The sequence below is a fragment of the Bacteroides hominis genome (genome assembly GCF_033042785.2).
Lineage (GTDB): Bacteria > Bacteroidota > Bacteroidia > Bacteroidales > Bacteroidaceae > Bacteroides > Bacteroides hominis.
The window spans coordinates 320,551-338,885 of the sequence record NZ_CP178829.1 but is presented as its reverse complement, the minus strand read 5'-3'; the positions used below and the strand labels follow the sequence as shown (position 1 = coordinate 338,885).

The window sequence follows — 18,335 nt, the reverse complement described above, 5'->3', positions numbered from 1 at the left end:
CTTTGAAAAATTGATAAACAATACAAGTAGTACAAGTAAATTTAGAACCGTCAATACTTATTATATAGGTATATGAAAAAATGACCGTCAATAAATTTTCGACATCCTGAACAGAGCTAATATTATCCCTTACGGGATATATAACAATACTTTTACAATGAAGAGTTTGATCCTGGCTCAGGATGAACGCTAGCTACAGGCTTAACACATGCAAGTCGAGGGGCATCAGGAAGAAAGCTTGCTTTCTTTGCTGGCGACCGGCGCACGGGTGAGTAACACGTATCCAACCTGCCCTTTACTCGGGGATAGCCTTTCGAAAGAAAGATTAATACCCGATGGGATAATGATTCCGCATGGTTTCATTATTAAAGGATTCCGGTAAAGGATGGGGATGCGTTCCATTAGGTTGTTGGTGAGGTAACGGCTCACCAAGCCTTCGATGGATAGGGGTTCTGAGAGGAAGGTCCCCCACATTGGAACTGAGACACGGTCCAAACTCCTACGGGAGGCAGCAGTGAGGAATATTGGTCAATGGGCGTGAGCCTGAACCAGCCAAGTAGCGTGAAGGATGACTGCCCTATGGGTTGTAAACTTCTTTTATATTAGAATAAAGTGCAGTATGTATACTGTTTTGTATGTATAATATGAATAAGGATCGGCTAACTCCGTGCCAGCAGCCGCGGTAATACGGAGGATCCGAGCGTTATCCGGATTTATTGGGTTTAAAGGGAGCGTAGGTGGACTGGTAAGTCAGTTGTGAAAGTTTGCGGCTCAACCGTAAAATTGCAGTTGATACTGTCAGTCTTGAGTACAGTAGAGGTGGGCGGAATTCGTGGTGTAGCGGTGAAATGCTTAGATATCACGAAGAACTCCGATTGCGAAGGCAGCTCACTGGACTGCAACTGACACTGATGCTCGAAAGTGTGGGTATCAAACAGGATTAGATACCCTGGTAGTCCACACAGTAAACGATGAATACTCGCTGTTTGCGATATACAGTAAGCGGCCAAGCGAAAGCATTAAGTATTCCACCTGGGGAGTACGCCGGCAACGGTGAAACTCAAAGGAATTGACGGGGGCCCGCACAAGCGGAGGAACATGTGGTTTAATTCGATGATACGCGAGGAACCTTACCCGGGCTTAAATTGCAGTGGAATGATGTGGAAACATGTCAGTGAGCAATCACCGCTGTGAAGGTGCTGCATGGTTGTCGTCAGCTCGTGCCGTGAGGTGTCGGCTTAAGTGCCATAACGAGCGCAACCCTTATCTTTAGTTACTAACAGGTCATGCTGAGGACTCTGGAGAGACTGCCGTCGTAAGATGTGAGGAAGGTGGGGATGACGTCAAATCAGCACGGCCCTTACGTCCGGGGCTACACACGTGTTACAATGGGGGGTACAGAAGGCAGCTACCTGGTGACAGGATGCTAATCCCAAAAGCCTCTCTCAGTTCGGATCGAAGTCTGCAACCCGACTTCGTGAAGCTGGATTCGCTAGTAATCGCGCATCAGCCACGGCGCGGTGAATACGTTCCCGGGCCTTGTACACACCGCCCGTCAAGCCATGGGAGCCGGGGGTACCTGAAGTACGTAACCGCAAGGAGCGTCCTAGGGTAAAACTGGTGACTGGGGCTAAGTCGTAACAAGGTAGCCGTACCGGAAGGTGCGGCTGGAACACCTCCTTTCTGGAGCGATGTTGAAAACGACGTTCATTGGTTCTAAAATTGTACTACTGGTACTTGTTTATTTATAGAATATAGATCGACCATCTATAGCAATATAGATAGAGATAAACAAGAGAAAAACAGAAGCCGAGTCTAAAAACAGGACACGGTTGAACTAGTCCTATAGCTCAGTTGGTTAGAGCGCTACACTGATAATGTAGAGGTCGGCAGTTCAACTCTGCCTGGGACTACCAAGACGAGATTGATATCTTGTATGATTGGGGGATTAGCTCAGCTGGCTAGAGCATCTGCCTTGCACGCAGAGGGTCAACGGTTCGAATCCGTTATTCTCCACCATTGATACGCTGGCAACGCAAGTTGCTGAATGTTATCATACGATCTTTGACATGATGTACAAAAAAAGTAAATTTAGTAAGAGCTAAAAGTATATATCGAACCATTTGGTTCAGATCCTTTTTAAGAAAAGGAGATGAACCTGGCGATAAAAGAAAGTAAATAAGGGCGCATGGCGGATGCCTTGGCTCTCGGAGGCGATGAAGGACGTGATAAGCTGCGATAAGCTTCGGGTAGGTGCAAATAACCTTTGATCCGAAGATTTCCGAATGGGACAACCCGGCATTCTGAAGGAATGTCATCCAACCAAGTTGGAGGCTAACGCAGGGAACTGAAACATCTTAGTACCTGCAGGAAAAGAAAATAAATAATGATTCCCCTAGTAGTGGCGAGCGAACGGGGAATAGCCCAAACCACCCGTGTTACGGCATGTGTGGGGTTGTAGGACCACGCTCTCGCAAGAAAGTTATTGAGAAGAAGCGACTGGAAAGTCGCGCCATAGACGGTGATAGCCCGGTATTCTAAGGTAACTGAAGCGTAGTGGTATCCTGAGTAGCGCGGAGCACGAGGAATTCTGCGTGAACCAGCCGGGACCATCCGGTAAGGCTAAATACTCCCGAGAGACCGATAGCGAACCAGTACTGTGAAGGAAAGGTGAAAAGCACTTCGAATAGAAGAGTGAAATAGTCCCTGAAACCATGCGCCTACAAGCGGTCGGAGCAGCTTATGCTGTGACGGCGTGCCTTTTGCATAATGAACCTACGAGTTACTTTTTCCGGCAAGGTTAAGCATCTTGAGATGTGGATCCGAAGCGAAAGCGAGTCTGAACAGGGCGGATAGTCGGAAGGAGTAGACGCGAAACCAAGTGATCTACCCTTGGGCAGGTTGAAGGTTAGGTAACACTAACTGGAGGACCGAACCGATAAGCGTTGAAAAGCTTCCGGATGACCTGAGGGTGGGGGTGAAAGGCTAATCAAACTTGGAGATAGCTCGTACTCCCCGAAATGCATTTAGGTGCAGCCTTGAGAATTACTAATGTGAGGTAGAGCGACTGATAAGATGCGAGGGCTTCACCGCCTATCAAGTCTTGATAAACTCCGAATGCGCATTAGTTCGATCTCAGGAGTGAGGGCATGGGTGCTAAGGTCCATGTCCTAAAGGAGAAGAATCCAGACCATCAGCTAAGGTCCCCAAATAAACACTAAGTTGAACTAACGAAGTCAGATTGCTAAGACAGCTAGGATGTTGGCTTGGAAGCAGCCATTCATTTAAAGAGTGCGTAACAGCTCACTAGTCGAGGAGTTTGGCGTGGATAATAATCGGGCATTAAGTGTTTTACCGAAGCTATGGGATACGTAAGTATCGGTAGGGGAGCATTCCACTCTGCGTTGAAGGCGAAGCGTGAGCTTTACTGGAGCGTGTGGAAAAGCAAATGTAGGTATAAGTAACGATAAAGGGGGTGAGAAACCCCCTCGCCGCAAGACTAAGGTTTCCTGATCAACGCTAATCGGATCAGGGTTAGTCGGGTCCTAAGGCTCAGCCGAACGGTGATGCCGATGGCAGAACAGGTTAATATTCCTGTACTAGCATTAAGAGTGACGTGGAGACGGAGGAGTGACAACGCCGCGGACTGACGGAATAGTCCGTTAAAGGGTGTAGATGTTGATTATCCCAGGCAAATCCGGGATAAGAGTCGAACCTGATAGTATACCAATTTCCTCGGAAAACGGTAATAGTGCGTGTAAACATACTCCCAAGAAAATCCGCTAAACTTAATCTTAATGGTACCCGTACCGCAAACGGACACACGTAGTCGGGTTGAATATACTCAGGCGCTTGAGTGAATCACGGTTAAGGAACTAGGCAAATTGACCCTGTAACTTCGGGATAAAGGGTCCCTACCCGGTGACGGGAGGGCGCAGAGAATAGGTCCAGGCAACTGTTTAACAAAAACACAGGGCTGTGCAAAATTGAAAGATCACGTATACAGCCTGACACCTGCCCGGTGCTGGAAGGTTAAGAGGAGATGTCATCGCAAGAGAAGCATTGAATTGAAGCCCCAGTAAACGGCGGCCGTAACTATAACGGTCCTAAGGTAGCGAAATTCCTTGTCGGGTAAGTTCCGACCTGCACGAATGGTGTAATGATCTGGACACTGTCTCAACCGTGAGCTCAGTGAAATTGTAGTATCGGTGAAGATGCCGATTACCCGCGATGGGACGAAAAGACCCCGTGAACCTTTACTATAGCTTAACATTGAATTTGGGTAATTGATGTGTAGGATAGGCCGGAGACTTTGAAGCAGGTACGCCAGTATTTGTGGAGTCGCTGTTGAAATACGGCCCTTTGATTATTTGAGTTCTAACTCGCTGTTGCGAGGACACTGTTTGGTGGGTAGTTTGACTGGGGTGGTCGCCTCCAAAAGTGTAACGGAGGCTTCTAAAGGTGCCCTCACGCCGATTGGTAACCGGCGGCAGAGTGTAATGGCATAAGGGCGCTTGACTGGGAGACTTACAAGTCGATCAGGTAGGAAACTAGAGCATAGTGATCCGGTGTTTCCGTATGGAAGGGACATCGCTCAAAGGATAAAAGGTACTCCGGGGATAACAGGCTGATCCCTCCCAAGAGCTCATATCGACGGAGGGGTTTGGCACCTCGATGTCGGCTCGTCACATCCTGGGGCTGGAGAAGGTCCCAAGGGTTGGGCTGTTCGCCCATTAAAGTGGCACGCGAGCTGGGTTCAGAACGTCGTGAGACAGTTCGGTCTCTATCTATCGTGGGCGCATGAAATTTGCGTGGCTCTGACACTAGTACGAGAGGACCGTGTTGGACTGACCTCTGGTTTACCGGTTGTGCCGCCAGGTGCATTGCCGGGTATCTAAGTCGGGATTGGATAAGTGCTGAAAGCATCTAAGTACGAAGCCAGCCACAAGATTAGATTTCTTTTAGGGTCGTTGTAGACTACAACGTTGATAGGACGCAGGTGTACAGGTGGTAACATCACAGCCGAGCGTTACTAATTGCCCGATGACTTTCTTTTATTGTCTTTTATGGTTTATATATCCGTTTAGCTTTACTATCGGTTTGATAGACGGCTAAGTTTACTTTTGTACATTATGTCTGCCTTATTCAGGTGACTATAGCATCAGGGTTCCACCTCTTCCCATTCCGAACAGAGAAGTTAAGCCTGATCACGCCGATGGTACTGCGTAACAGTGGGAGAGTAGGTAGTCGCCGTTTTTTTCAGAGAGTTCATCCCCTCGGGTCAGAAGACACGAGGGGATGACTTGTTTATAGACGTAGGAAAAGAAGGAGGGAGGATAATAACCGAACTGATGCACTCGTTTATAAATAAAATACTACTTAAAATACGAATATTTACTGATAATTTGTATGTTATGAGGATTATTATTCGTATCTTTGTCGCCCGAATTATGTCTACCTACTTAAGATTCAGATGAAAATTAGTTAAGTAGTACATAACGTTTGGGCTTTTTTTGTACCTTTGCAACGATTAAAAAAAAGAAGCTTTGGGAAAGTTTGATAAATACAAAATTGATTTGAAAGGAATGCAAGCAGACTCATGTAAGTATGAGTTTCTACTTGACAATCTTTTTTTCGCTCATATTGATGGCCCTGAAGTTCAGAAAGGTAAAGTCAACGTAGAGTTGACGGTTAAAAAGACCTCTCGTGCTTTTGAATTGAGCTTCCAGACAGAAGGTATCGTATGGGTACCATGTGACCGTTGTTTGGATGAGATGGAGCAGCCGGTTACTTCCTCAGATAAGTTGATGGTGAAATTTGGCCGTGAATATGCTGAAGAGGGAGATAATCTGATTGTGATCCCTGAGGAAGAAGGGGAGATCAATGTAGCTTGGTTTATGTACGAGTTTATAGCTTTGGCTATCCCGATGAAGCATGTGCATGCTCCCGGTAAATGCAATAAAGCTGTGACCAGTAAGCTGAACAAGCATCTTAGAACAAGTAGTGATGACGATGCAGAAGAATCTTTTGGCGCTGGTGAGGATATCGTTGTGGAAGATGAAGCGGAGGAACAGATTGATCCGCGCTGGAATGAATTAAAAAAAATATTAGATAATAATTAAAGTTTAAAAGAAAATGGCACATCCTAAGAGAAGACAATCAAAAACAAGAACTGCAAAGAGAAGAACTCATGATAAAGCAGTAGCTCCTACATTGGCTATTTGCCCGAACTGCGGTGAATGGCATGTTTACCACACAGTATGCGGCGCTTGCGGATACTACAGAGGTAAGCTGGCAATTGAAAAAGAAGCTGCTGTATAATTGCAGTCTGAATAAGCTTATACTTATCAAACAGCCAGAGAGCATTGCTCTCCGGCTGCTTTAAGTATTAGATGTATTGCTAAATTAAAACAGAATTGATGGAAAAAATAAATGCAGTAATCACAGGAGTCGGAGGATATGTACCTGATTATGTCTTGACAAACGACGAGATATCTAAGATGGTGGATACCAATGACGAGTGGATTATGACTCGTATCGGAGTAAAAGAAAGACGAATACTGAACGAAGAGGGATTAGGTACTTCGTATATGGCCCGTAAGGCAGCTAAACAGTTGATGAAAAAAACGGGTTCAAATCCTGATGACATTGATTTAGTTATCGTTGCAACTACTACTCCTGACTATCATTTCCCCTCAACAGCTTCTATTCTTTGTGATAAACTCGGACTAAAAAATGCTTTTGCTTTCGATCTACAGGCTGCTTGTAGCGGATTCTTGTATCTGATGGAAACAGCTGCCAATTTTATTCGTTCGGGACGATATAAAAAAGTAATCATTGTTGGTGCCGATAAAATGTCATCAATGGTGGATTACACAGAACGTGCAACATGCCCTATCTTCGGTGATGGAGCGGCAGCTTTTATGCTTGAACCGACCACGGAAGACTTGGGAATTATGGATGCTATATTGAGAACTGATGGTAAGGGATTGCCTTTCCTCCACATGAAAGCGGGTGGTTCGGTTTGTCCTCCTTCTTATTTCACGGTTGACAATAAAATGCATTATATTCATCAGGAAGGTAGAACTGTGTTCAAGTACGCTGTCTCTAATATGTCTGATGTCAGTGCAGCTATAGCAGAAAAGAACGGGCTGACAAAAGATAACATTGACTGGATTGTTCCCCATCAAGCCAATATGCGCATCATCGAAGCGGTAGCTCATCGCATGGAAGTTCCGATGGAGAAAGTTCTGGTGGATATTCAGCATTACGGTAATACGAGTGCGGGTACGTTGCCATTGTGTATCTGGGATTTTGAAGAGAAACTTAAGAAAGGCGATAACATTATTTTCACTGCGTTTGGTGCCGGATTTACTTGGGGTGCCGTGTATGTGAAATGGGGTTACGACGGGAAAAAAGAATAGTAACGAAAGTTGCTAATATAAATCACATAAAACGCATCTTATTTCGATTCGATGCGTTTTTTTGTCTAAATCAATAAATGGAAGGCGATGCATAAAGCTGGTTTTGTGAATATAGTAGGAAATCCCAATGTGGGTAAGTCGACACTGATGAATGTGTTGGTAGGCGAACGTATTTCAATTGCTACGTTTAAGGCGCAGACTACTCGTCACCGGATTATGGGTATCTATAATACGGATGATATGCAGATTGTTTTTTCGGATACTCCGGGGGTGTTGAAACCTAATTATAAGTTGCAGGAATCTATGCTGAACTTTTCGACTTCAGCATTAGCGGATGCAGATGTCTTGCTTTATGTGACAGACGTGATTGAAACTCCTGATAAGAATAATGAATTTATTCAGAAAGTGCGTCAGCAGACTGCTCCGGTTTTGTTATTGATTAACAAGATTGACTTGACTGACCAGGAAAAGCTGGTGAAGCTGGTGGAAGACTGGAAAGAGTTGCTTCCACAAGCTGAGATTATTCCGATTTCGGCAGCTACAAAGTTCAATGTGGACTATGTGATGAAGCGGATCAAAGAACTTTTGCCTGACTCACCTCCTTATTTTGATAAGGACCAGTGGACTGATAAGCCGGCCCGTTTCTTTGTCAACGAGATTATCCGTGAGAAGATCCTGTTGTACTATGACAAAGAGATTCCGTACTCGGTAGAGGTGGTGGTGGAGCAATTCAAAGAAGATGCGAAGAAGATACACATTCATGCCGTGATTTATGTAGAGCGTGATTCTCAGAAAGGGATTATTATAGGAAAACAGGGTAAAGCCCTGAAGAAAGTTGCTACAGAGGCACGGCGGGATCTGGAACGTTTTTTCGGAAAAACTGTTTTTCTGGAAACCTATGTGAAAGTAGACAAAGATTGGCGCAGCTCTGACAAGGAATTGCGGAATTTTGGTTATCAGTTAGATTAAAAAAAGAAAATTCATACGACTGTGATAGTCGCAAAAATAAAGTGTGTAAACTATGGGAAATTTAGTTGCAATCGTAGGACGACCCAATGTGGGCAAGTCTACCTTATTTAATCGTTTGACGAAAACCCGTCAGGCAATTGTGAACGATGAAGCGGGTACTACCCGTGATAGGCAGTATGGTAAATCCGAATGGTTAGGGCGAGAGTTTTCTGTTGTTGATACCGGTGGATGGGTAGTAAACTCTGACGATATATTCGAAGAGGAAATCCGCAAGCAGGTATTGATGGCAGTGGATGAAGCGGATGTGATTCTGTTTGTGGTGGATGTGACAAATGGAGTGACAGATTTGGATATGCAGGTAGCTGCCATATTACGCCGTGCCAAAAGTCCGGTCATCATGGTGGCCAATAAGACGGATAATCATGAGCTGCGATACAATGCTCCTGAGTTTTATCGGTTGGGATTGGGCGATCCTTATTGTATCTCTGCGATTAGTGGTAGTGGTACAGGAGATCTGATGGACTTGATTGTTAGTAAATTCAAGAAAGAATCCGATGAGATTCTGGATGAAGACATCCCTCGTTTCGCTGTGGTGGGACGTCCTAATGCCGGTAAATCGTCTATTGTGAATGCTTTTATCGGGGAAGAACGTAATATTGTTACAGAAATAGCCGGAACAACCCGCGATTCTATTTACACTCGTTACAATAAGTTTGGCTTCGATTTCTATCTGGTAGATACAGCCGGCATTCGTAAAAAGAATAAGGTAAACGAGGATCTCGAATATTATTCGGTTGTCCGTTCTATTCGTGCCATAGAGGGGGCCGATGTATGTATTCTGATGGTGGATGCGACCCGTGGTATAGAAAGCCAGGATTTGAATATATTCTCGTTGATTCAGAAAAACTCAAAAGGGTTAGTGGTAGTCGTGAATAAGTGGGATCTTGTAGAAAACAAGACTGATAAAGTAATGAAGACTTTTGAGGAAGCCATTCGTTCACGTTTTGCTCCTTTTGTTGATTTCCCTATTGTGTTTGCATCGGCATTGACAAAACAGAGAATTCTCAAGGTGCTTGAAGAGGCACGTAAAGTTTACGAGAACCGTATGATTAAAATTCCGACAGCTCGCCTGAACGAAGAGATGCTTCCGTTGATCGAAGCTTATCCGCCTCCTGCGACTAAGGGAAAATATATCAAGATTAAGTACGTTACTCAGCTGCCTAATACGCAGGTACCCTCGTTTGTCTTCTTTGCTAATCTTCCACAGTACGTGAAAGAGCCTTATAGAAGATTCCTGGAGAACAAGATGCGTGAAAAGTGGGATCTGAGTGGAACGCCTATCAACATTTATATCAGACAGAAGTGATTTTTGTGTCGAATAGTATTGATATATAAATGTAAAAGCCGGACTATCATAATTCCGGCTTTCTTTTTGCCCATCATTTTTGAAATAATTGATTCTTTTTGTTTCTTATATAACTCTTTTTATTTATATTTGTACAGAGCAAAAAGAAACAAACCATAAATACAGACAGAGGCTACATGGAAACGAAGGCAGAAATACTATTGGTTGACGATCATGCACTGATTCTTGAAGGGATGCAACGCATGCTTGAGTTAGTGCCGGGGGTTAAAGTTGCCGATGCGGTGACTTCGGGAACGAGAGCTGCCGAATTGATTGGGGAGAGAGACTACGACATCTATGTTTTGGATGTAAGCCTCCCCGATATATCAGGATTCGATTTGGTTGATATGATTCGTGAGATTAATGAGAGTGCACGTATTATTATTAGTACTATGCATGAAGAAATCTGGATTATCAACCGTTTGATTCGTCAGAAAGTGAATGCCGTGATCCTTAAATCATCCGAAGCTATGGAAATAGGAAATGCCGTGAAGAGCGTGCTTGCAGGTGATTCTTATGCATGTCCGCGGTTTAAGTCCATTCGTCAGAGGTTAAGCCTCAGTCCTGTACAAATTCATCCTAAAGATATACCCACAAAGCGTGAGCTTGATGTACTGAAAGCTGTCGCGAGGGGATGTAATACGCATGAAGTTGCGGCTGAATTGAAGATATCAGAAAATACTGTCGAAACATTTCGCAAAAGGCTAATACAAAAGTTTTGTGCAAAGAACGCTATCGATATGGTAGTGAAAGCTATGGCAAAAGGATGGATAGAGATTGGATGATTCTATTTATTTCAATTTGTCACGGTTTTCGGTGATGTTTTGCTGCATTTTTTTTGTTATCTTTGATGTGTAATTGGAATTATTCTCTTTTTAAGTTTTATTGAGAACTTTGGGACAGTCAATATGTCGTGATGATATATGTCGATTCTATTAACTGGTTTTTTTATAACAAAAAGTGGGCTCATGAGTTGCGATGATTCATGAGCCCTTCTATTTCAATCTGTTGAGAAGATCAGCCTTCGAGGTTTTGTATTTCTACATCCTTTACTTTACGCAGCAGGTCGGAAGCGAAAATGAAATTGTTCAGCTGTTCGTTAGTCGAAGTGAAGATGTCGTTTTTCGTGCCTTCCCACTCTTTGGTTCCCTGATAAATATAGATAATCTTTTCGCCAATACCCATTACCGAGTTCATGTCGTGAGTATTGATGATGGTGGTCATGTTGTACTCCCGGGTAATATCGTGAATCAGGTCGTCTATTACCAAAGAGGTTTTCGGGTCGAGTCCTGAGTTCGGTTCATCGCAGAAGAGATACTGCGGGTTCAGCGCAATGGCCCGTGCGATAGCTACACGTTTCTGCATACCGCCACTGATTTCGCCGGGAAATTTATCTTTAGCTTCTGTCAGGTTGACCCGATCGAGGCAGAACATGGCCCGTTTGGTTTGTTCGCGCAATGTATCGGTACCGAACATGTTGAGAGGGAACATTACGTTATCTAAAACGGACATGGAGTCGAACAAAGCCGCGCTTTGGAAAATCATTCCCATTTCGCGTCGCAAATGTTTCTTTTCTTTTTTACCCATTGCCAGAAAGTTGCGTCCGTCATAGAGTACTTCACCCTTTTCCGGTGTCAGCAATCCGACGATGCACTTCATCAATACCGTCTTACCCGAACCGCTCTGACCGATAATCAGGCTGGTTTTTCCGTTTTCGAAAGAGGCATCTATATTATGCAATACCGTTTTACCTTCGAATGATTTATAGAGTCCTTTTACTTCGATCATCCCATTAAAAGTTTAGTTAATACCAGGTCGGCAAACAAAATCAGTACGCTGCTGGAAACCACCGAATCGGTAGATGCCTTTCCCACTTCTATCGAGCCGCCCTCTACGGTATAGCCGAAAAAAGAGGATACACTGGCAATGATAAAGGCAAAAAACAGTGACTTGATGATGCCGCACCACACAAACCATTCTACAAACATATACTGGAGTCCGTATTCAAGGTCGGTGGCCGTCATAATACCGCCGAACCAGCAGGTGGCGAATGCTCCGATGATACCTGCAAAGATGCTGAAGGTCACCAGAATAGGAATCATGGTAACCATTGCCGTGATTTTGGGTAATATCAGATAGTTGGCGGAATTCACTCCCATGATTTCGAGTGCATCAATCTGCTGTGTCACACGCATTGTACCCAGTTCGGAAGCGATGTTCGATCCCACTTTACCGGCCAGGATCAGACACATGATGGAGGAGGAGAACTCAAGCAAAAGAATCTCACGAGTGACGTATCCCACCGTCCAGCGGGGCATCCATGGGCTTTCGATGTTTAGTTTAATCTGGATGGTAATCACCGCGCCGATGAAGAATGAAATCAACAGCACGATGCCGATAGAGTTTACCCCCAGTTGCTCTATCTCTTTGATATATTGCCGGAAGAACATACGCATGCGCTCGGGACGTGAAAAAGTCCGTCCCATAAGCATCATGTATCTGCCGACGGTTCTTAATGCTTTAATCATAACTCGTATATTTGTTTGCAAATGTACGTTTTTTCGGCTTATTTTTGCTACATTTGCCGCAAAATAACAAAGGATATGGAAGAAAGCAAGATGGTGCTTCGTACCGAAGACTTGGTGAAAAAGTACGGTAAGCGTACGGTAGTGAGCCATGTTTCCATCAATGTGAAGCAGGGTGAGATTGTAGGTTTGCTGGGGCCGAATGGTGCCGGTAAGACCACTTCGTTCTACATGACCGTAGGATTGATTACCCCGAATGAGGGCCGTATTTTCCTGGACGATCTTGAAATAACGAAATATCCTGTTTATAAACGTGCTCAGACCGGTATCGGATATCTGGCTCAGGAGGCTTCGGTCTTCCGCCAGATGACGGTGGAGGACAACATTGCTTCCGTGCTTGAGATGACTAATAAACCTCTCGATTATCAGAAAGATAAGCTCGAAAGTTTGATTGCCGAGTTTCGTTTGCAGAAAGTGCGGAAGAATAAAGGTACCCAGTTGTCGGGTGGTGAGCGCCGCCGTACGGAGATCGCGCGTTGTCTGGCTATCGACCCCAAATTCATCATGCTCGATGAACCCTTTGCCGGGGTAGACCCGATTGCCGTAGAAGATATCCAGCAGATTGTATGGAAGTTGAAAGATAAAAACATCGGTATCCTGATTACCGACCATAACGTACAGGAAACATTGAGTATTACCGATCGTGCCTATCTGCTGTTCGAAGGAAAAATCCTGTTTCAGGGTACCCCTGAGGAGTTGGCTGAGAATAAGATTGTGCGTGAGAAATATCTGAGTAACAGTTTCGTTTTGCGCCGCAAAGACTTCCAGTTGAAAGATTAGTCTGCTGTTTCCGTTCTCCTGTGTATCGGGGGGAGCCGTTTGAACATAGAATACATAAAAAAAACCTTTTACCGGTTCTTCTGGTAAAAGGTTTCTTTTTAATTCTTTCTCCTATCGTCAATCTCTCGGTCTGGCTTCTTTGAGTACCATAGTACGGCCTTCGTATTCCGCTCCGTTTAATTCTGCGATAGCTTTTGTTGCAGCTGCATCGTCATCCATTTCTACGAAACCAAAACCTTTTGATCTGCCTGTTTCGCGATCGATGATTACTTTACAAGAAGTTACTTTTCCGTAGTCTTCCATAACTTGTTGCAGATCTGCTTCCTTAACACGGTAGTTAAGGTTTCCAACATAAATGTTCATAATGAAAATGATAAAAATAAAATAAATGAAATAAAAAACTCTCCGGAAGATGATTTAATAATAAAAAGATTAAAGAAACAGAGAGTTTACAAAAGCGTCTTGTCGACGGGAGTAAAAACCTTGTAATCGAAATCGAGAAACTAATCGATCATCTTTCCGCAACAAAGAAACACATAAAATCCGGAATTGCAATAACTTTTTCTCTGTTTTTGTGTGTGAAACCTGTGAAATTTAACTGATTGGAGAGATCTTAGGATGAAGTCGGAAAACATAAGTTGTAAAGAAGATACTGACTTCCCGGCGTTACGGTGAAGATGGCGGAAGTTTGATAGCATTTTGTCAAAATGACAATCGTATCCTCTCATATTTGTTTATTTCGGAGGACCATTCGTCTAAGTCAGAAAAAACGTCTTCCAGCCAGTTTAGCCATTATCTTTTTGTTTACCCGATGACCGGTTTCTGGACAGACTGAAAGAGAAACATATCCTCTTGATGCATCATGTACTTTTTTATGTCAAATACTTGTTCTTCCGATAGTCCGGCCGCGTCGTTTCGCGGAGAGCAACCAGAGTGAAAAAAGAGTTTGGAAGCTTCTTTTTCCGGAACAATATATGCAATTGGGGAAAACATTTAAAGAAATCCGGAAAAGAAGTAAGCGTTTTCCGGAAATGCTAACGTCTTTCGGGGCAAATGTACCCGTCTTTTCCGCAAAAAGAAGCTTGCTTTTCAGTAAAACACAGGTTTTGTTTCCGGAAGAGGCAGGCTTTGGGAGGCAAAAAGCCACCTTCCGGAGCTCTATTTCCTCCGGATGGAGCGGAGAAACGAAAAGCCGAGTCAGCGGAAAGAAGGATTTTTGATCCTTTTGACAGTATAATCTCCGATTGTTGCTATAATTGATATTTGTGGTAGCACTCCGTAAGCAATGAACCGGTTTCCGACCTCCTTATCCACATCCGGTTGTGTTGAACTTTACTGCTTTGCCGGCCTCTGTTCCGGACTTTTCCGTCCGGGTCTGTCTTTTTGTTTTCTTCTTTTTTGGTTAATAAAAAGTAAAACGGGTTCTTTTGAAAACGGATTAATGTCTTTTCTGCCGTATGTCCGGCTGCTTTCGTCCGAAATGGCGATTCTCTGCAAATGAAATAATTCTGCAATGTTTTTTGAAATTTGAAAGATTAGCACTAATTTTGCACCCTCGTTTGAGTATAGAATAAAGTATAAATCAAATAAATAATTGTCAGAATGAACGTTTCATTACAAAACATTGACAAAGTAAGCGCATTGCTTACCGTGAAGCTTGAAAAAGCTGACTACCAGCCTCAGGTAGACAAATCGTTGAAGAACATCCGTCAGAAAGCTCAGGTTCCGGGATTCCGTCCGGGCATGGTTCCTATGAGCTTGGTGAAGAAGATGTATGGTAAGTCAGTCATTGCCGACGAGGTGAACAAATTGCTTTCTGAGAAAGTATACGAATACATTAAGGAGAATAACGTAAACATCCTTGGCGAACCGATGCCTAACGAAGAAAAGCAGCCGGATATCGATTTCGATACAATGGAAGAATTTGAATTTGTATTCGATATCGCTTTGGCTCCGGAGTTCAAAGCTGAGGTTAGCAGCCAGGACAAGGTAGACTACTATACAATCGAGGTAACTGACGAAATGGTAGAAAACCAGATTAAAGCTTATACTCAACGTAACGGAAAATACGAACAGGTAGAGGCATACGAAGAAAACGATATGCTGAAAGGTCTGTTGGCCGAACTTGATGAAGAAGGCAACACGAAAGAAGGCGGTATTCAGGTAGAAGGTGCTGTAATGATGCCTTCGTACATGAAGAACGACGAGCAGAAGGCTATCTTCGCAAACGCTAAAGTAAACGACGTACTGGTATTCAATCCGGATGCTGCTTACGAAGGCAATGCTGTTGAAATCGCATCACTGCTGAAGATCGACAAAGAAGCTGCTGCCGAAGTAAAATCCAACTTCAGCTTCCAGGTAGAAGAAGTGACCCGTTTCGTAAACGGTGAACTGAATCAGGAACTCTTCGATCAGGTATTCGGCAAAGACGCAGTGAAGACAGAAGAAGAATTCCGTGCTAAAGTAAAAGAAAGCATCGCAGCCCAGTTCGTTGCCGATAGCGATTATAAATTCCTGATCGATGTCCGCAAGGTATTGGCAGACAAAGTAGGTAAGCTGGAATTCCCGGATGCACTGCTGAAACGCGTTATGTTGATGAACAACAAAGACAAAGGCGAAGAATTCGTAAACGAAAACTACGATAAGAGCATCGAAGAACTGACATGGCACCTGATTAAGGAACAGTTGGTGAAAGAAAATGATATCAAGGTAGAGCAGGACGACGTGATCAACATGGCGAAAGAAGCTACAAAAGCTCAGTTTGCTCAATACGGTATGCTGACTATACCCGATGATATCCTCGAAAACTACGCAAAAGAGATGCTGAAAAAGAAAGAAAGCATCGACGGTTTGGTGAACCGCGTAGTAGAAACCAAATTGGCCGCTGCACTGAAAGGCAAGGTTACATTGGAGAACAAAACCGTTTCAATGGAAGAATTCAATAAGATGTTTGAATAAGCTCTTCTTTTGAACAGGACATAAAGTCACAGAAACACAGAGTTTTTATAGAATTATAACTCTGTGTTTTTTTGTGTCTCTGTGTTCTTTTTTGTTTCTTTGCAGTTACATTATTAATAATAGAAAGGAACGTAAAACAATGGATGATTTTAGAAAATACGCAACCAAGCATTTAGGTATGAATGCAATGGTGCTGGACGATGTGATTAAATCGCAAGCCGGGTATTTGAATCCCTATATTCTGGAAGAAAGACAACTTAACGTCACTCAGCTCGACGTGTTCTCACGTCTGATGATGGACCGCATTATCTTCCTCGGTACACAGATTGATGACTATACGGCCAATACGCTGCAAGCACAGTTGCTGTATCTTGATTCGGTAGATCCGGGTAAAGATATCTCAATCTATATCAACTCTCCGGGCGGATCGGTTTATGCCGGGCTGGGTATTTATGATACGATGCAGTTCATCTCGAGTGATGTGGCTACAATCTGTACCGGTATGGCAGCTTCTATGGCTTCTGTACTGTTGGTGGCCGGTGCCAAAGGCAAACGTTCGGCGCTGCCTCACTCACGTGTGATGATTCATCAGCCGATGGGTGGCGCGCAGGGACAAGCCTCGGATATTGAAATCACTGCCCGCGAAATACAAAAATTAAAGAAAGAACTTTATACCATTATTGCCGATCATTCGGGTACTTCTTTTGACAAGGTATGGGCCGATTCGGACCGTGATTACTGGATGACCGCCCAGGAAGCAAAAGAATATGGTATGATTGACGAAGTGTTGATTAAGAAATAAACATGGCTGAATCAAAGAATAATAAAAAAAGGTGTAGCTTTTGCGGCCGTTCGGAGAATGAAGTCGGATTCCTGATTACAGGGATGAACGGCTACATTTGCGACAGCTGTGCGACCCAGGCTTATGAGATTACTCAGGAAGCCATGGGAGCCGGCAAACAGAGCGCGGGAGCTACCCGACTCAATTTAAAGGAACTACCCAAACCGGTAGAAATAAAGAATTTCCTCGACCAGTACGTGATTGGCCAGGACGATGCCAAACGTTTTCTTGCCGTATCGGTATATAACCACTACAAACGTCTGTTGCAGAAAGACAGCGGTGATGATGTGGAGATTGAAAAGTCGAACATCATTATGGTGGGCAGCACCGGAACCGGTAAAACCCTTTTGGCGCGTACCATAGCCAAACTGTTGCATGTACCCTTTACGATAGTGGATGCGACCGTGTTGACCGAAGCCGGTTATGTAGGCGAAGATATCGAGAGTATCCTCACCCGTCTGCTTCAGGTGGCCGATTACAATGTGCCCGAGGCAGAACAAGGCATTGTCTTCATCGACGAGATAGACAAGATTGCCCGTAAGGGAGACAACCCCTCCATCACGCGTGATGTCAGCGGTGAAGGCGTACAGCAGGGATTGCTTAAACTGCTCGAAGGCTCTGTGGTCAACGTCCCGCCTCAGGGAGGACGTAAGCATCCCGACCAGAAGATGATTCCCGTAAACACGAAAAACATCCTTTTCATCTGTGGAGGAGCGTTTGACGGCATCGAGAAAAAGATTGCCCAGCGTCTCAACACCCATGTCGTGGGATACAATGCTTCCCGTAAGACGGCTACTATCGACAAAAACAACATGATGCAATACATCGCACCGCAGGATTTGAAGTCATTCGGACTGATTCCGGAGATTATCGGCCGTTTGCCGGTGCTGACCTATCTGAACCCGCTCGACCGGAATGCACTTCGTGCCATTCTGACCGAACCCAAGAATTCCATTATCAAACAATACATCAAGTTGTTCGAAATGGATGGTGTGCAGTTGACCTTCCAGCCCGAAGTCTTCGAATATATCGTCGACAAGGCAGTGGAGTATAAACTGGGTGCCCGCGGATTGCGCTCTATCGTGGAGACAATTATGATGGATGTCATGTTCGAGATTCCTTCTGAAAACCAGAAAGAATATGAAGTGACACTGGATTATGCGAAGCATCAGCTCGAAAAAGCAAATCTTGCGAGATTGCAAACTGCTTAAAATCAAAAGGTAAGGGCAATAATGGAGGTGAGTTCCGTTTTTTCTTGAAAAATATTAGTCTGATTATGCTTGATATTTAAGAAGTTGTTTATAACTTTGTTAGAGCGCTTTCCAAGCAAAGCGAGTGTTTTTAAGTTAAACCATGAACTGAATAAAACAACC

Annotated in this window: 13 protein-coding genes, 2 tRNA genes and 3 rRNA genes; 15 read left to right on the top strand and 3 right to left on the bottom strand. The window is 44.1% G+C overall.

The window, feature by feature from the left end; translation table 11 throughout:
* Positions 1–154: 154 nt before the first annotated feature.
* The 11 genes from R3O62_RS01505 (at position 155) to R3O62_RS01455 (ending at position 10,583) form a co-directional block, all read left to right on the top strand.
* Positions 155–1,683 (top strand): 16S ribosomal RNA (locus tag R3O62_RS01505).
* A 156-nt stretch (positions 1,684–1,839) separates the two neighbouring features.
* A tRNA-Ile gene (locus R3O62_RS01500) sits at positions 1,840–1,916 on the top strand.
* A gap of 26 nt (positions 1,917–1,942) precedes the next feature.
* Positions 1,943–2,019: transfer RNA gene (locus R3O62_RS01495), tRNA-Ala, on the top strand.
* 149 nt (positions 2,020–2,168) lie between these two features.
* Positions 2,169–5,056: ribosomal RNA gene (locus R3O62_RS01490) — 23S ribosomal RNA — on the top strand.
* Positions 5,057–5,145: 89 nt separating this feature from the next.
* Positions 5,146–5,256: ribosomal RNA gene (gene rrf / locus R3O62_RS01485) — 5S ribosomal RNA — on the top strand.
* The 16S, 23S and 5S rRNA genes sit together here with 2 tRNA genes alongside, the layout of an rRNA operon.
* Positions 5,257–5,546: 290 nt before the next feature.
* On the top strand, positions 5,547–6,122 hold the full coding sequence (locus tag R3O62_RS01480; RefSeq protein WP_005822044.1) for a YceD family protein: 576 nt from the start codon (positions 5,547–5,549) through the stop codon (positions 6,120–6,122).
* A gap of 13 nt (positions 6,123–6,135) precedes the next feature.
* The gene (gene rpmF / locus R3O62_RS01475; protein WP_002562387.1) at positions 6,136–6,321 is read left to right on the top strand and encodes a 50S ribosomal protein L32; all 186 of its coding nucleotides are present in this window, start codon (positions 6,136–6,138) and stop codon (positions 6,319–6,321) included.
* Between the two features lie 98 nt (positions 6,322–6,419).
* Positions 6,420–7,424 (top strand): beta-ketoacyl-ACP synthase III, encoded by a 1,005-nt coding sequence (locus R3O62_RS01470; protein WP_005811282.1) that lies wholly within the window; start codon positions 6,420–6,422, stop codon positions 7,422–7,424.
* 87 nt (positions 7,425–7,511) lie between these two features.
* Positions 7,512–8,393: a GTPase Era gene (gene era / locus R3O62_RS01465; RefSeq protein ID WP_005782288.1), complete on the top strand. Its 882-nt coding sequence runs from the start codon at positions 7,512–7,514 to the stop codon at positions 8,391–8,393.
* Between the two features lie 52 nt (positions 8,394–8,445).
* Complete coding sequence (der, locus tag R3O62_RS01460; protein WP_005782289.1) at positions 8,446–9,759, top strand: ribosome biogenesis GTPase Der; 1,314 nt, start codon at positions 8,446–8,448, stop codon at positions 9,757–9,759.
* Positions 9,760–9,935: 176 nt separating this feature from the next.
* Complete coding sequence (locus R3O62_RS01455; protein ID WP_005782290.1) at positions 9,936–10,583, top strand: response regulator transcription factor; 648 nt, start codon at positions 9,936–9,938, stop codon at positions 10,581–10,583.
* A gap of 232 nt (positions 10,584–10,815) precedes the next feature.
* Here the strand turns inward: R3O62_RS01455 and R3O62_RS01450 are convergent, their stop codons facing one another.
* Positions 10,816–11,586 (bottom strand): ABC transporter ATP-binding protein, encoded by a 771-nt coding sequence (locus tag R3O62_RS01450; RefSeq protein WP_317473051.1) that lies wholly within the window; start codon positions 11,584–11,586, stop codon positions 10,816–10,818.
* Positions 11,583–12,326 carry an MlaE family ABC transporter permease gene (locus R3O62_RS01445; protein WP_005782292.1) on the bottom strand — a complete coding sequence of 248 codons (744 nt, stop codon included), beginning with the start codon at positions 12,324–12,326 and terminating at the stop codon, positions 11,583–11,585. Before R3O62_RS01445 ends, R3O62_RS01450 begins: the two co-directional genes overlap by 4 nt.
* Positions 12,327–12,401: 75 nt before the next feature.
* On the opposite strand from R3O62_RS01445, the gene lptB reads away from it, so the two are divergent.
* A complete protein-coding gene (lptB, locus tag R3O62_RS01440; RefSeq protein WP_005782293.1) occupies positions 12,402–13,163 on the top strand; it encodes an LPS export ABC transporter ATP-binding protein in 762 nt (253 codons plus the stop codon).
* Positions 13,164–13,280: 117 nt separating this feature from the next.
* Here the strand turns inward: lptB and R3O62_RS01435 are convergent, their stop codons facing one another.
* The gene (locus R3O62_RS01435) at positions 13,281–13,526 is read right to left on the bottom strand and encodes an RNA recognition motif domain-containing protein (protein WP_005811280.1); all 246 of its coding nucleotides are present in this window, start codon (positions 13,524–13,526) and stop codon (positions 13,281–13,283) included.
* Positions 13,527–14,765: 1,239 nt separating this feature from the next.
* Here R3O62_RS01435 and tig point away from each other — a divergent pair.
* The 3 genes from tig (at position 14,766) to clpX (ending at position 18,173) form a co-directional block, all read left to right on the top strand.
* Entirely contained in the window at positions 14,766–16,121 is a 1,356-nt protein-coding gene (gene tig, locus R3O62_RS01430; protein WP_005782303.1) for a trigger factor, read from the top strand.
* A gap of 139 nt (positions 16,122–16,260) precedes the next feature.
* Positions 16,261–16,923, top strand: a complete 663-nt coding sequence (gene clpP, locus R3O62_RS01425) for an ATP-dependent Clp endopeptidase proteolytic subunit ClpP (protein ID WP_005782306.1) — start codon at positions 16,261–16,263, stop codon at positions 16,921–16,923.
* Positions 16,924–16,925: 2 nt separating this feature from the next.
* Entirely contained in the window at positions 16,926–18,173 is a 1,248-nt protein-coding gene (gene clpX, locus R3O62_RS01420) for an ATP-dependent Clp protease ATP-binding subunit ClpX (protein ID WP_005782309.1), read from the top strand.
* The last annotated feature ends 162 nt before the right edge of the window (positions 18,174–18,335 follow it).